A 14,733-nucleotide genomic window follows, 5' to 3' on the forward strand; every position below is an offset into this window, starting at 1 on the left:
ACAACTCAATTCGGACAGCAAACTACACAGTGATGTCGAGCGCCCGCATCCGTGTGTAGAGAGTGCTTCGGCTGATTCCGAGTTGCGCCGACGCGTGAACCTTGTTGCCGCCGCAGTCTTTCAACGCTCCGATGATCGCCTGGCGCTCGGCCTTCTCCCGCCCTGCCAACCGCGACACCTTGGCCGTGGTGCGATAGTCCTCGGGCAGATCGACGACGTCGATGCGAGTGCTCGAGCGTTCGCCGGAGGCGCGATGGAGCACGACGCGCAATTCGGCCAGATTGCCCGGCCAACTGGCCGCCGCGAGCGCTTCGGCAGCGCTGGCAGTCAACCTCAATTCGGGCGAGATCCCCTCCAACATCGCCTGAGCCAACTCGGCGATCTCGGCTTGTCGTTCTCGCAGCGGGTTGATGGCAATCCTGGAGGCACAACGCGAGATGAGTGACACGATGGCTGGCGGCAAATCCGCGACCGCGCCGCTGGTCAACACAATCCTCGGCCCCTCGGCGCTGGCATCGACCAGGTCTGCAACCAGTGGCAACACCGAATCGGGAAGGAGCTGCACCTGTTCGATCACGACCACGCCCGAACGCTTACGGGCTGCTCGCACAAGATCGGTGATCCACTGCTCACGGCCGTCGAACGCGATTCGCGTGGCATCGTGCCACCTGGCGTCGACGCTCCCGACCACGTCCGATGCTGCCGAAGTTCGACCGGAACCCGCTTCACCAGAGATGGCAACTGCGGACGACGAGGCTCGCGCTCGCATGAGGTCTCGGCGCAGTCGTTCCCCCGGAGATGGTGCCCGCTCGTGGGTTCTGCGGATGGGCGCCCGTTCCCGCTGGAGTGGTTCGACCAGGAAGAGTGCACCGCCGTCGGCCCCGGAAATCCGGTCGGCTTGAACTCGCGCCAGCGCACCGGACGCCAATTCGACTGTCACAAGCCTCGATTGATCAGGATTGAGATCGGCGATCAAGGACCGGAGTGATACGTGGTCGGCGGTGTCGAGCAGATCCAAGGCCGTTCGGTTGCTCAGCAGGATGTCGTCGCCGATGGCCGCGACGGCAATGTGGCGCTGATGTGACACTCGCTGGAATGCGTCGACCAGCCGCTGCTCCGACGCCTTGGAGCCTTCGAGCAGTCGTTTCTCGATATCCGCTGCAGCACGCGCAAGGAAGGGCGCGAACAGCGGGTTGGCCTGCGAGACAACGCCGGTCATGTCGAGAATACCCTCCACGCGACGTGTGACGGGATGCAAGATCGGCTGGCCGTAGCAGCTCAATCCCTTGAGGCTGTCGAGGAAATGCTCGTCCCCGTGGATCACCACGCTTCGACCTACCTCGAGCGGAGTACCGAGTGCATTGGTACCGGCGTGCTCTTCACCGAAGCGTGAACCGTTGACGACGCCCAACCGCTCGATTGTCCGCTCGACGCGGCTGTCGGAGTACACCGAAGCGACCACGCGGCATTCTCGATCAGCAAGCAGCACACAGAAACCGGTGCCCGCGATCTGTTGCGACACCTCGTCGAGCACGGGCGCGGCCGCCCGGAGCAGACGAGATTCGCCGTCCTGCTCCTCGGTGTCCACGGCGATTGCCGACGACGGATCGAGGCCACTCAGTCGAGAACGCTTCCAGGAGAGCGCGATCTCGGGGCGTACCGGCTCACGCTCCCCTGGGTTCGCAGACATATGCTCAGGCCTGACCGATCAATTCGATCGCCTGTTCTCGCATCGCGATCTTGCGGACCTTGCCCGTGACTGTCATCGGGAACTCGTCCACGACATGGACGTACCGCGGAATCTTGTAGTGCGCGAGCTTGCCGGTGCAGAAGGCACGGACCGAATCGGCGTCCAGATCGTCTGCACCTTCGCGCATCTGGACCCACACCATCAATTCCTCGCCGTACTTTGCGTCAGGCACACCGATGACCTGCGCGTCGAGAATGTCGGGATGGGTGTAAAGGAACTCCTCGATCTCACGCGGATATACGTTCTCACCACCGCGGATGACCATGTCCTTGATGCGTCCCGTGATAGCGACGTATCCGGCCTCGTCCATGACTCCGATGTCTCCGGTGTGCATCCACCGGGCAGCGTCGATCGCCTCGGCGGTCTTCTCCGGGTTCTCCCAGTAGCCGAGCATGACCGAGTAACCACGCGTGCACAGTTCGCCCGGCTCGCCGCGCGGCACCGTCAGTCCGGTTGCCGGATCTACGATCTTGATCTCGAGGTGCGGCCCCACCCGACCGACGGTTTCGGTGCGCTGCTCGATCGAATCGTCCGAGCGGGTCTGCAACGACACCGGCGACGTCTCGGTCATGCCATAGCAGATGGACACCTCTGCCATGCCCATGCGATCGATGACCTGCTTCATCACCTCGACCGGGCAGGGCGAACCCGCCATGATGCCGGTGCGAAGGGACGACAGATCGAAGCTGTCGAAGTCCGGCAGCGCCAACTCGGCAATGAACATCGTCGGAACGCCGTAGAGGGACGTGCACTTTTCGGCCTGGACGGCTTCGAGCGAAGCGCGCGGATCGAATGCGGGGCCCGGAATGATCATGGCAGCACCATGACTGGTGCACGCAAGGTTGCCCATCACCATGCCGAAGCAGTGATAGAACGGCACCGGGATGCACACCCGATCGACCTCGCTGTAGTGGCACAACTCGCCGACGAAGTAGCCGTTGTTGAGAATGTTGTGGTGGCTGAGCGTCGCACCCTTCGGGAAACCGGTAGTGCCCGAGGTGTATTGGATGTTGATCGCGTCGTCGGCCGACAACGCGGCCTGGGCTGCGGCGAGCGGAGCCGGATCGCTTGCCTGCGCCGCCAAGCCGTCTGCAAGCACCGCGTCCCACTCGGGTGAACCGAGCAGGAGCACCGACGTCAGATCCGGGCACTGCGGCCGCACCGTCTCGATCATCGACGCGTAGTCCGAGGTCTTGAAGCTGGCCGCAGACACCAGCGTCGAGATTCCGGCCTGCTCGAGCACGTACTGCAACTCGTGCGAGCGGTACGCCGGATTGATGTTGACCAGGATCGCGCCGATCTTTGCCGTTGCGTACTGCGTGAACGTCCATTCCGGACAGTTGGGAGCCCAGATCCCCACCCGATCGCCCTTCCCCACACCACGGGAAAGTAGTCCGGCAGCGAGCCCGTTCACCTGCTCGGCGAACTCCCGGTACGTCCACCGTCGACCGCTGGCATGGTCGATCAACGCATCGCGGTCACCGTGTGCGGCAACCGTGCGATCGAGGTTGTCTCCGATGGTGTCGCCCAGCATCGGACCGTCCCATACTCCGGACGTATAGCTGGGCAGCGGCGTACTCATGTGTTCTGTCCTCTCCGGTTACCTGTTCAGGCACCTATGAGAGGGGCCGCCGCAGCGGACCCTCTCATCTACGAATTTACTCGATTCGGTGTGATGCACGACATACTTCCCGGTGCGGGGTGGCCGTAACTGTTCAGAGTCCGGACACCCCACCCGCCTGCTGTGCGCCTTTATTAACCGCCGGCGGTTAATAAAGGCGCACAGTGTTTAGAGGGCGTGGTCCTTGGTCTCGACGAGCGCCCAGGTGCAGACCAGACTCACCACGCCGAGGATTGCCAACATGATTCCGATGGCCATACTCCCGTATGCCGAGGCCAGCGGTGCGGCGATCAGCGGCGGCACTGCGCCGCCGAGCACTCCGGCGAGGTTGTAGCCGAGGCCGGCTCCGGTGTAGCGGTAGCGGGTCTGGAACATTTCCGGAAGCAGCGCACCGCAGGGGCCGTACGCGATTCCGAAGATCATCAGCGTGCCGAACATTCCGAGGATGAACGCGATCGGTGTTCCGGTGTCCAGGAGCGGGAACAGAATGAGCGCCCACACCACAGCCAGACCACAAGAGATCATGATGACCTTGCGACGCCCGATGCGGTCCGAGTACAAGGCGGAGACGATGATCGCCGCACCGAAGACGAAGGCGGAAGCGATACCGACCGACAGGACGAACGGGCGGGAGAAGCCGAGGGTCTTGGTTCCGTAGCTCGTGAGGAACGCCGTGCCCATGTAGAAGAACGCGAACAGGCAAGCGAGGGCGCCGGCCGAGAGCAGGATTTCCTTGGTCTGGAACCGCCAGGCATCCAGGAACGGAAGGGTGCGAGGTGCTTCGTTCTTCTGCTCTGCGACGCGCTCTGCCTGCTCCGCCTTGAAGACCGGGGTCTCCTCGATGGCGAGTCGCATGTAGAGGCCGATGCCGACCAACACGATGGAGAACAAGAACGGGATACGCCAGCCGTAGTCGAGGAAGGCTTGGTTGGTATCGCCGAGAACAGCGCCGGTGATGAGGAATGTACTGCTCGAGAGCACGAAGGCGATTGCGGGGCCGAGCTGCGGGAACATCGCATACAGACCACGTTTGCCCGGTGGGGCGTATTCCGCGGTGAGCAGAGTTGCGCCTGCCCATTCACCACCGACCGCGAAGCCTTGGCCGAATCGCAAGAGCACCAGGATGATCGGAGCCGCAACACCGATAGTTGCCGCACCGGGTAGCAAGCCGATCAGGAGCGTCGAGATACCCATGAGCAGGAGCGTCGAGATCAGAGTCTTCTTGCGACCGATGCGATCACCGAAGTGTCCGAACAGCATTGCGCCGACGGGCCGGGCGATGAATGCTACTGCGAAGGTCGCAAACGATGCGACGGTTCCCGCGGTGGCACCGAGCGCGGGGAAGAATACCGTCGGAAAGACAAGTGCCGCAGCAGTTCCGTAGATGAAGAAGTCGTAGAACTCGATGGTCGTGCCGATGCAGCTCGCGATCGCGACGCGCCGCACACTGGTGGTCTGCGGGGGTTGTGTCGCGCCTGCGGCACTCGCACCCCCGGCGCCGGCGGCGCTGTTGCCGCCTGTGGGAGAGACTGTGGTCACTCGATTCCTCCGTGGTCCCGTGGTGTCGCCCTGTGGGCATCACCGTCGATAGGAGGAAAGGTAGTGATGTGGCTCACCCCCGCACTACCCCCGAAAGGGGGTAGGAGTGATCTCGGTCACGACTTGTACGCAATGGTAACGAGTTTCACGGCTCTTCACATGCCGTGGGCCGTCCGATTCGTTCACACGAATCGGACGGCCCACGCTGAACTGCGTCAGGTCCAGCGCTACGAATCAAGCCTTTCCGGCAGCCCCGAAAAGCTCCTGACGGATCTCTCCCCACACCGTGGCATAGGAGTCGATGATCGGTTCTGAAATCCACTTGGACTCCCCCGCTTGAACTTTCGCGAGAGCATCCGAGAAGAGATCCTGATAGCGGGACAACCGCGGAACGAATGCCGACAAATCGTCGAACAGGTTTGCAGCCCGGCGGTCCAGCTCGGCAAGGGAATTCGCGTCTGCGTCGTCGATAAGTGCAACGAACTCCTCGTCCAGCGGAACGAAAGCCTCGTACACCTCGCCGATGGAGTCCTCGTCGATCGAGACCCGCTCAGCGTCCAACTGATCTTCGAGTTCCGCGAGGCCTTTCTCGGTCAGGCTGATGACACCTTCTGCTTCGGCCGCTTTACCCTGCGCGACAAGTGCGTCGTACGCAGCTTGACCGGACGCTGCGCTGACGCCCAAGTGCTCGGCCAGTACAACCGCTCCGACCCGCTCCTTGAGACGTACTGCTTGGAGCAGTGCCAGTTCGTCCACATTGCCAGCGAAGGCCATCGATTTCTCCTACTCACGTGCCGCCTCTGCGGCTCCAGCATCACAGCGGACACCCGTGGGTTTCCGCAGCCCGACAAAGGGCTCGAAAGAATCAGATCACACGCCGATCGATCGTTGTGAAGTCACCGCAGCAAGCCGACTGTCACGCGACGGAATCCACCTGATCGGGGATCACGCTGCCGTCCGCACGAGTCACGGCGCCTTTGGCCCCGGCCGCGTCGGTGTAGGCATCGGTCGAGCAGTGATAGGGAGCAGCCGCCTGTGCTTTCGGTTCGATGAACATGGGGTTGACCAGCCATTTTCCGTCACTGTTGTCGTAGGCATTGCACATCAGTTCGGGATTGTTGCGGTTGATCACCAGGCGCGCACCGGTCGCATCTCCGAGGAACGTCACGTCGGTGACAGAATCACCGGCAGCAAACACCTGACGCCGATCGGCAGGCAACTGCTCGAACGCCGTAGGCCCTTGGACCCCGTAGACAACCTCGTTGACCTGACACCGCTTCCCATCGATGTACGGAATGACCGAGTCGTCACCGTCCGCAACCCCACCACATCCCCGCAGGCGCCCCGTCAGAACGCCGCCCTCGACGATCGGCCGAACTCCCATCACGTGATCGGCATCCAATCCCAGCTGCTCCGACCAGACTCGAACGACCGGTTCGGCCGACGCGGAGATGATCCGCACGTCGAATCCATGAGCGCCGAGTGATTTCACCAAATCTTCGATTTGCGCGTAGTAACGCACCGAACCGTCGACTTCCGTGGTACCGACGGTCTGATCGGATCCTTCTGCGGCAGCGAGATTCTCAGCGCGCGCTGCGCGGGCGTACTCGGTGATCTCGTCCTCGGTGTGCCCTGCCATCAACTGCACCGCCCACGCGTATGCAGCCTTGGTCCGGCGGTGATCGTAGCCGTCGAATGCAACCTGTCCGTCGCGAGTTTTCTCCTCGAGTACCGCAACGATCTCGTCAGCGCAGTCCAAGTCGGTACTGGTTACCAAGGGTTGACCCGCGGCGGTCTCCGAGCCACACGCGGCGGAAAGTGCGGCAGCGCCGGCTGGAGTCATGAAGCGACTGGTGGTTGCCCAGTCCGCTCCCACGGGCTGTAACACCTTGTTGTTCTTGATCATCCAGAATGCAGTGGCGCTTCCGATGTCGTTCTTGACAACTGTGTTGTCCCAGTCGAAGAGCGCCAACGGAGCGCCGTTATCGACATCACCTGCAGCTCCACACGTTCCGAACTCCGTCATCATGGCATCCAACCTCACACGGTTGTCGCCGTACCACGCCAGACTGGGATCCAACACCGCGCAGGATGAACCACTCTGCGCCGCATCCTCTTTCGTGGCACTCTCGGCCGAACTACATGCAGTTGCACTCAACAGGACACTACCTACGGCCAACGCACACAGGGCGCGGGCATGCAGCGAACGGAACATCGATTCCCTCATTTTCGTCGTGATTCGGGTACGACGGCATACCCGAGTGTCGATCGACCCGGGTATGCCGTGCAGGTGTCAACTAATCGAGCGTCAGCACTTCTCCCGACGCAACGGCGTCGGCGCGAGAGGTGTCCTTGAGGTCGACGCCGGAGCGGCCCAATTGGCGCGCTCCCGTCACCAACCCCAGGACGACACGAGCAGCCTGCTCGTATCCGAGGCCCTCGGGTGGGTGGACATTGGAAATGCAGTTTCGATCCGCGTCGGTACGACCGACGCGCGGAAGGTGAGTCAGATAGATCCCGACGCTGTCCGCAACGGAGAGCCCTGGACGTTCGCCGATCAGGACGATCGCCGTCTGCACTCCCATCGCGGCGGCGATGTGATCACCCAGTGCCACACGGGCATTCGTGGCGATCACCGGCGGCGCAATCGAGTACCGCTCCCCCAACACCGTGACCAACGCGGACAGTAGTTGCTCGCCGTGGTCCATCAGTGCTCGCGGGGAGAGTCCGTCGGCGAGGATGAACCCGATTTCCTTGTCGGAGCTCTTGATCGCGCTCAGGTCAGCAGGCTGGCGCCCCAGGTCGGGTCTCCGGAGATACTCGCTGCGAGTGGAGACGCTGCTCGCGACCACCACCGGTGCCCCGATACCCACCCCGTCGACCCGACTGGCGAGAGTCTCGGAATCGAGTGGCTCGTGCACTGCGTCGCGGGCTGCGGCGTGTGCTGCCTTGAATTCGAGAACCCGCTTGGTGGGCAACGAATCTCCGGCACGCCCCAGCCCGATACGCGATTGTGTGGTCTTGCGCAGTGGACCCCAGAAATCGAGGATCGGCGCCTGATCTTCGGTCATGAGTTCACCGTCAAAGCCCGCAGCGGCGACATTTCGGCGTCGATCGGAAGAACCCGACCGTTTGCGTCGGTCATCCCCAAGTTGTGGAGCCAGGTCTCGAACTCCGGGGCGGGCTGCAAACCGAGGACCCTACGCACGTACAACGCGTCGTGGAACGCCAGACTTTGATAGCCGAGCATCACGTCGTCGGCGCCGGGCACCGCGATCACGAACGCCGCGCCGGCGACGCCCAGCAAGGTGAGGAGGTTGTCCATGTCGTCTTGATCGGCTTCGGCGTGGTTGGTGTAGCAGACGTCCACTCCCATCGGCAGCCCGAGGAGTTTTCCGCAGAAGTGATCCTCCAAGCCCGCGCGAATGATCTGCTTGCCGTCGTAGAGGTACTCGGGACCGATGAAACCGACCACCGTGTTGACCAGCAGCGGCTCGAGATCTCGAGCCACGGCGTATGCCCTGGTCTCGAGTGTCTGCTGATCGACCGGGGCTCCGCCGGTGCCGTAGTGGGCACCTGAACTGAGGGCGGACCCCTGCCCTGTCTCGAGGTACATGACGTTGTTGCCGACCGTTCCGCGGTTCAAGGAGCGTCCGGCCTCGTTACCTTCGCGCAGTAGCGGAATGTTCACTCCGAAACCGGAATTGGCGCCTTCGGTACCGGCAATCGATTGGAAGACAAGATCGACCGGCACCCCCGATTCGATCAGTCCGATCGTGGTGGTCACGTGAGAGAGCACGCACGACTGAGTCGGGATCTCGAATCGCTGACGGATGTCGTCGAGCAGGTGGAGCAGATCCGAGGTGGCCTGGGGTGAATCCGTCGCGGGGTTGATGCCGATGACGGCGTCGCCACATCCCATCAGGAGACCGTCCAATGTGGCCGCCGCAATGCCGCGTGGATCGTCCGTCGGATGGTTTGGCTGGAGTCGGGTGCTCAGCCGTCCGGGCAGTCCGATGGTGGTGCGGAACCCCGCGGTGACCGTGATGGCCTTGGCGACGGCGATCAGGTCCTGATTGCGCATGATCTTGCTGACCGCGGCAACCATCTCGGGGGTCAGACCGGGACTCACGGCAGACAAGCGTGCTGAAGCTTCCGGCGCCGACGCAGTCTCGAGCAGCCAGTCCCGTAATCCGCCAACAGTCAGGTGGGCCACTGGCGCAAATGCGAGGCGATCGTGGCTGTCGATGATGAGCCGGGTCACCTCGTCGTCCTCGTACGGAACCAACAGATCTTCGAGGAACACCGTCAACGGAAGATCAGCCAGAACCCATTGGGCAGCAGCGCGTTCGGCGTCGGAGCTTGCCGCGCAACCGGCGAGTTCGTCACCCGACCGCAGTGGTGTCGCTTTTGCCATCAGATCGACGAGACCGTCGAACGAGTAGTTGGTTCCGGATACCTGCTGGTGATACTTGGCCATCCCGCGACTCATCCCAATTCTTCTTCCGCCTGTGCAAGTACAGCAAACTCCTCGTCCGGCGAGTTGGCAACAAGGTGGTGTCGACTGTAGAGACCGAAGTACGCCATCAGAACGCCGAAGGCGACCAAGGTGAGCAGTGCCGCAACGGGATCGACCAGGAAGGTGGCCACCACCGACACTGCCGCGATCACGAGCGCAAACGAGGTGGTGGCGATACCGCCGGGCGTGCGGTACGGGCGCGGCATGTTCGGCTCACGCTTACGAAGAACGATGTGACTCACCATCATCAGGACGTAGCTGACTGCCGCGCCGAACACCGCCATGTTGAGCAACATGGCACCTTCACCGGTGAGTGAGAGCGCGAAGCCGATGATTCCGGGAACGACGAGCGCGAGTGTGGGGGCCTTGCGCTTGTTGGTCACCGACAGGTTCTTCGGCAGGTAGCCGGCGCGGGAGAGAGCAAACGTCTGACGTGAGTAGGCGTACATGATCGAGAAGAAGCTCGCGACCAGACCGGCAAGTCCGATGTAGTTGACGGCCTTTGCCGCTCCGCTGTCCCCCAGCGCCTCGACGAGCGGATTTCCGGAGGTGGACAGGGCGTCGGCGCCGAGCGCACCGGTGGCGAGGAAGAGAACCGTTGCGCCTGTGACGATCAGGATCAACATGCTGATGATGATGCCGCGGGGGACGTTTTTCTCCGGCTCACGTGCTTCCTCGGCGGCCAGCGGTACACCTTCGACGGCAAGGAAGAACCAGATCGCGAAGGGCACGGCGGCCCAGATTCCGAGCAGACCGAATGGCAGGAACGACGACGATCCGACTGCGCTGGTGTCGACGGCGATATCGGTGAGGTTGGACGAATCGAAAAGGCCGACAGCCGAAACCGCGAACACGACCAGGCCGACGAGTGCAATGGCGGTGATGATGAACATCGCCTTGAGTGCCTCACCGGCGCCGGTGAGGTGAATGCCGATGAAGATCGCGTACACCGCGAGGTACACCCACCACCCGTCGGTGATCCCGAACAGGTTCAGGGACTCGACGTACGCACCGATGAAGGTCGCGATCGCTGCGGGTGCTATCGAGTACTCGATGAGAATTGCTGTGCCGGTGGCAAATCCGCCCCAGGGCCCCATGGCCCGTCTGGCAAACGTGTATCCACCACCAGCGGCAGGAAGTGCTGACGACATCTCGGCCATACCGAGCACCATCGCCAGGTACATCCCCGCGATGACGACGGCCGCGATGAGAAGGCCACCGAAACCACCTTCGGCCAGACCGTTGTTCCAGCCGGCGTAGTCACCGGAAATCACATAGCTGACACCCAACCCCGCAAGCAGCACCCACCCTGCTGTTCCCTTTCGGAGTGTTCGTTTCTCCAGATACGAATTGTCTTCCGCATGGAAGTCTGCGCCGTCGTGGTGTGCACCCGCGGCACCGGCGTTTTTGCCGGTTGCGTGGTCGGAAAGAGACATGTCCATCCTCTGAATCGGTCAAGAATGAGACGACGCACGGTGGATGCGTCGCGTGAAATGAACGGTATGTGGGCGATGTACGGAGAAGGTCGCGTGGAGATGACCGTGCTGTTAACTGGCTGTCATGTGAGCGGCCCCGAGTCTGTTCAGATCTTCTTCAGGCGGCCGTTCTCAGGATCGGGCGGCCGCGCCCGGCACCGGGCAGGCATCGACGGCCTCGGCGACGACCTGGGGAACCGCCGGGGGCGAAGGACGCACGCCCGCTTCCCAATCAGCGCCTACGAGAATGCTCGACGCGCCGAGTGCTTCGTTTTCGTCCGATGTGAATGCCCTTGCTCGACTGAGGAATCTGAATCCTTCAGGAGACTCCAGGCTGAATCCGCTGCCGCGGCCGGGCACGACGTCCAGCACCAACTGGGTGTGCTTCCAGGCTTCGAACTGTGATCCGGAAATCCAGACCTGTACAGCGTCGGTTCCGGTGGGAAGGTCTTCGGGAATCTCTCCGACCGCAAGTCGGAGATCGACGATTCCGAGTAGTACGTCACGGTCCCCGACGATGAATTCGCCTGAGGGATAACACATCGGGGCCGAGCCGTCGCAGCATCCGCCGGATTGATGCATCATCAGTTCGCCGTGAGTCCCGCTGAGGCGGCGTAGCAGGTCAGCCGCCCCAGCGGTGGTCACCAACCGGGGTGGAACGGCGCCGGTATCGGGTGTGTCCGTGGCGCTCATTCCAACCTCCGTGTGTTTGTGCAGGTTTCGCGTGTTGCAGTCTTGCGCACCGGCACCCGCAGCGAGGGGCTCACGGGTGCCGGTGGGTCGATCAGAAGAAGCCCTGAGCCTTCTGGGCGTAGCTGACCAGGAGGTTCTTGGTCTGCTGGTAGTGCGAGAGCATCATCAGGTGGTTCTCGCGGCCGATGCCGGACTGCTTGTATCCACCGAAAGCGGCGTGTGCCGGGTACTGGTGGTACGTGTTGGTCCAGACGCGACCGGCCTGGATGTCGCGGCCTGCGCGGTACGCGACTCCGCCGTCGCGGGACCAGACACCGGCGCCCAAACCGTAGAGCGTGTCGTTGGCGATTTCGATAGCCTCGTCGTAGTCCTTGAACGAGGTGACCGAGACGACGGGTCCGAAGATCTCTTCCTGGAAGATGCGCATCTTGTTGTTGCCGGTGAACACCGTCGGCTGGACGTAGTAGCCGCCGGACAGGTCTCCGCCGAGTTCGGCCCGCTCACCACCGGTGATGACCTTGGCGCCTTCCGCCTTGCCGATCTCGATGTACGAGAGGATCTTCTCGAGCTGATCGTTGCTGGCCTGGGCACCGATCATGGTGTCGGTGTCGAGCGGATCCCCTTGGCGCACAGCCTTGGTGCGAATGGCGGCCATCGCGAGGAACTCGTCGAAGATGTCTTCCTGGATCAGCGAACGTGACGGGCAGGTGCAGACCTCGCCCTGGTTGAGGGCGAACATCGTGAAGCCCTCGAGTGCCTTGTCCTGGTAGTCGTCGTTGGAGGCGAGGACGTCGGAGAAGAAGATGTTGGGGCTCTTGCCACCGAGTTCGAGGGTCACGGGGATGAGGTTCTGCGACGCGTACTGCATGATCAGGCGACCTGTGGTGGTTTCACCGGTGAACGCGATCTTCTTGATACGCGGGCTCGACGCGAGCGGCTTTCCGGCCTCGACGCCGAAGCCGTTGACGATGTTGAGCACACCGGCAGGCAGCAGGTCACCGATGATGCCGATGAGGTGCAGGATCGAGACGGGTGTCTGCTCGGCAGGCTTGAGCACGATGGCATTGCCGGCAGCAAGGGCGGGTGCGAGCTTCCACACGGCCATGAGGATCGGGAAGTTCCACGGAATGATCTGGCCGACTACGCCGAGCGGCTCGTGGAAGTGGTACGCCACGGTGTCGGAGTTGATCTCCGAAAGCGAACCTTCCTGTGCGCGAATAGCTCCCGCGAAGTAGCGGAAGTGATCGATGGCGAGCGGAATGTCGGCGTTGAGGGTCTCGCGGATCGGCTTGCCGTTGTCCCACGACTCGGCGAGTGCGATGGATTCGAGGTTCTCCTCCATACGATCAGCGATCTTGTTCAAGATGATCGCGCGCTCGGCGACCGAGGTCTTGCCCCAGGCCGGAGCTGCTGCGTGCGCTGCGTCGAGAGCGAGCTCGATGTCTTCTGCGGTGGAACGAGCCACATCACAGAAATTCTGTCCGGTCACCGGTGTCGGGTTCTCGAAGTACTGACCCTTGACCGGAGCAACCCATTCGTTGCCGATCCAGTTGTCGTATCGAGACTGGAAGGACATGATCGCGTCGGCGGTACCTGGACGGGCGTACACGGTCATTGCAAGCTCCTATGTAAACGTGATCTTCCTGGGCGCACCCACCAAATCGGTGACTGCAATCCCACCCCCCGGTGGGGTGTGATTCACAACACTAGGAGTTGCAACGTTGCAAGTACGTTGCGTGCGAGAAACGCAGATGATTCTCAGATGCCCAATTGGCGGTCGAGGAGATCAATTCTTGCCTGGACCTGCGAATACAGCGGAGATTGAGGATCCAACGTGGACAGGTAGGCCTCCCACACGACGGAGTCTTCGCGCCCATGTACGGACGTGGTCCACCGGGCCAGAAGGTTGGCGTCACCTCCACGCAGCAGAGCCGCCTGAACCCTGGTGCGTAGTTCTTCCCGCACCTCGTCGATTCCCGGGGAGGCCGAGCCTGCCAGTACCGGGCCCGAATACAGTTTCATCGCCGTCGCCGCGTCTCCGCGATCCAACGCTGCCCGCACGTCGCCGACGTCTGTCGTGAACTCCGTGATGATCCGATAAGGACGCGAAGCCAGCCGGTCGGCGCCGAAAACCTTACGAAGCCGCGACATTTCCGCGCGAATGGTCACTGCGTCGAGCTCCCCCTCGTCGAGCAGGACCGCAAGGTGGTCGGAGCTCAGACCCTCCGGATGTTCGGAGAGCAGAAGGAGAATCTCGGCGTGACGCTGCGAAATCGGGATGCGGTCACCGCCGCGAACCAGCGTCGGCCGTCCGGCACCGAATGTTTCGAGGCGCGGAGCCGTCGCGCTGAGCGGGATAGGCGAGTTCAAGAGGTGGAATCGCAATTCCGATTCGGCGGCCGCAACAGTTGCACGGATCAGCGACAGCACTTCGGGAACCGCGACCCTGGGACCACCGGTGATGTCGATGGCACCAAGGATTTGCCCAGTGGTGGGATCGTGGACGGGTGCGGCCGAACAACTCCAGTCGTGCACGGTTCGGTTGAAATGCTCGGATCCGAAAATCTGTACGGAGTGGTCGAGAGCAAGCGCCGTTCCCGGCGCATTGGTGCCGACACGATCTTCGCTCCAGTCGGCGCCTTCGACGAAGTTCATGGACAACGCCTTGTCCTTGGCCGAGTTGTCACCCTCCACCCAGAGCAGTCGACCGTGTGCGTCGCTGATCGCGATCAGCAATCCGGTCTCGGCAGCATCTTCCACCAGGAGTTTCCGAATCACCGGACGGATCAGTGACATGGGATGCGCGGACCGATATTTTTTGAGTTCCAACCCCTCGAGCATCTCAGGATTGCCGACAACGTCAGGATTTACTCCCTTGTTGCGGCTCCGCATCCAGGACTCGAGCACGACCGAACGGACATGGGAGTCGTCGGTCAGCCCTTGGCCGGGCACGCCGCGGGCATCGATGAACGACTGATGGGCAGACGAAAGTCGCCGCGCGAGTAACGCGACGTCATCGCCTGGCCTGACCGCCACCCACGGGTTGCCGGACACAGCCTGTTCACGTGCCATATTTTGCGTTCCTCCGCTCCGTGGACCACTGTAACGCCGATCACAGCCCATAGGCGAGAACGAC

The 14,733-nt window shown here is 62.4% G+C and carries 11 protein-coding genes; all 11 read right to left on the reverse strand.

What is annotated here, in order from left to right; genetic code table 11:
• Positions 1 to 22 precede the first annotated feature (22 nt).
• The 11 genes from H351_RS22915 to H351_RS22965 all read right to left on the reverse strand — a co-directional run bounded on the left by H351_RS22915 (position 23) and on the right by H351_RS22965 (position 14,669).
• Entirely contained in the window at positions 23 to 1,690 is a 1,668-nt protein-coding gene (locus tag H351_RS22915; protein WP_029254896.1) for a sigma-54-dependent Fis family transcriptional regulator, read from the reverse strand.
• Positions 1,691 to 1,694: 4 nt separating this feature from the next.
• The gene (locus H351_RS22920; RefSeq protein WP_029254895.1) at positions 1,695 to 3,332 is read right to left on the reverse strand and encodes an AMP-binding protein; all 1,638 of its coding nucleotides are present in this window, start codon (positions 3,330 to 3,332) and stop codon (positions 1,695 to 1,697) included.
• Between the two features lie 207 nt (positions 3,333 to 3,539).
• The gene (locus H351_RS22925) at positions 3,540 to 4,910 is read right to left on the reverse strand and encodes an MFS transporter (protein ID WP_019744239.1); all 1,371 of its coding nucleotides are present in this window, start codon (positions 4,908 to 4,910) and stop codon (positions 3,540 to 3,542) included.
• A gap of 234 nt (positions 4,911 to 5,144) precedes the next feature.
• Entirely contained in the window at positions 5,145 to 5,684 is a 540-nt protein-coding gene (locus H351_RS22930) for a hypothetical protein (RefSeq protein WP_029254894.1), read from the reverse strand.
• Positions 5,685 to 5,826: 142 nt separating this feature from the next.
• Positions 5,827 to 7,125 carry a haloacid dehalogenase-like hydrolase gene (locus H351_RS22935; protein ID WP_029254893.1) on the reverse strand — a complete coding sequence of 433 codons (1,299 nt, stop codon included), beginning with the start codon at positions 7,123 to 7,125 and terminating at the stop codon, positions 5,827 to 5,829.
• Between the two features lie 82 nt (positions 7,126 to 7,207).
• Entirely contained in the window at positions 7,208 to 7,981 is a 774-nt protein-coding gene (gene eutC / locus H351_RS22940) for an ethanolamine ammonia-lyase subunit EutC (protein ID WP_019744242.1), read from the reverse strand.
• A complete protein-coding gene (locus tag H351_RS22945; protein ID WP_144440117.1) occupies positions 7,978 to 9,402 on the reverse strand; it encodes an ethanolamine ammonia-lyase subunit EutB in 1,425 nt (474 codons plus the stop codon). Before H351_RS22945 ends, eutC begins: the two co-directional genes overlap by 4 nt.
• On the reverse strand, positions 9,399 to 10,871 hold the full coding sequence (gene eat, locus H351_RS22950; RefSeq protein WP_003941913.1) for an ethanolamine permease: 1,473 nt from the start codon (positions 10,869 to 10,871) through the stop codon (positions 9,399 to 9,401). The genes H351_RS22945 and eat overlap by 4 nt, the downstream gene beginning before the upstream one ends.
• Positions 10,872 to 11,036: 165 nt before the next feature.
• The gene (locus H351_RS22955; protein WP_029254891.1) at positions 11,037 to 11,597 is read right to left on the reverse strand and encodes a DUF779 domain-containing protein; all 561 of its coding nucleotides are present in this window, start codon (positions 11,595 to 11,597) and stop codon (positions 11,037 to 11,039) included.
• A 91-nt stretch (positions 11,598 to 11,688) separates the two neighbouring features.
• A complete protein-coding gene (adh, locus tag H351_RS22960; protein ID WP_007730158.1) occupies positions 11,689 to 13,212 on the reverse strand; it encodes an aldehyde dehydrogenase in 1,524 nt (507 codons plus the stop codon).
• Positions 13,213 to 13,355: 143 nt separating this feature from the next.
• On the reverse strand, positions 13,356 to 14,669 hold the full coding sequence (locus tag H351_RS22965) for a sigma-54-dependent transcriptional regulator family protein (RefSeq protein WP_029254890.1): 1,314 nt from the start codon (positions 14,667 to 14,669) through the stop codon (positions 13,356 to 13,358).
• Positions 14,670 to 14,733 lie beyond the last annotated feature (64 nt).

The sequence above is a fragment of the Rhodococcus erythropolis R138 genome, assembly GCF_000696675.2.
In the GTDB taxonomy this organism is placed as follows: domain Bacteria; phylum Actinomycetota; class Actinomycetes; order Mycobacteriales; family Mycobacteriaceae; genus Rhodococcus_F; species Rhodococcus_F erythropolis.

What these genes read in the sequence shown, in the direction of transcription:
- H351_RS22915 (WP_029254896.1), bottom strand. Translation starts at nt 1,690, where the DNA reads ATGTCTGCGAACCCAGGGGAGCGTGAGCCGGTACGCCCCGAGATCGCG.
- H351_RS22920 (WP_029254895.1), bottom strand. Translation starts at nt 3,332, where the DNA reads ATGAGTACGCCGCTGCCCAGCTATACGTCCGGAGTATGGGACGGTCCG.
- H351_RS22930 (WP_029254894.1), bottom strand. Translation starts at nt 5,684, where the DNA reads ATGGCCTTCGCTGGCAATGTGGACGAACTGGCACTGCTCCAAGCAGTA.
- H351_RS22935 (WP_029254893.1), bottom strand. Translation starts at nt 7,125, where the DNA reads ATGTTCCGTTCGCTGCATGCCCGCGCCCTGTGTGCGTTGGCCGTAGGT.
- eutC (WP_019744242.1), bottom strand. Translation starts at nt 7,981, where the DNA reads ATGACCGAAGATCAGGCGCCGATCCTCGATTTCTGGGGTCCACTGCGC.
- H351_RS22945 (WP_144440117.1), bottom strand. Translation starts at nt 9,402, where the DNA reads ATGAGTCGCGGGATGGCCAAGTATCACCAGCAGGTATCCGGAACCAAC.
- eat (WP_003941913.1), bottom strand. Translation starts at nt 10,871, where the DNA reads ATGGACATGTCTCTTTCCGACCACGCAACCGGCAAAAACGCCGGTGCC.
- H351_RS22955 (WP_029254891.1), bottom strand. Translation starts at nt 11,597, where the DNA reads ATGAGCGCCACGGACACACCCGATACCGGCGCCGTTCCACCCCGGTTG.
- adh (WP_007730158.1), bottom strand. Translation starts at nt 13,212, where the DNA reads ATGACCGTGTACGCCCGTCCAGGTACCGCCGACGCGATCATGTCCTTC.
- H351_RS22965 (WP_029254890.1), bottom strand. Translation starts at nt 14,669, where the DNA reads ATGGCACGTGAACAGGCTGTGTCCGGCAACCCGTGGGTGGCGGTCAGG.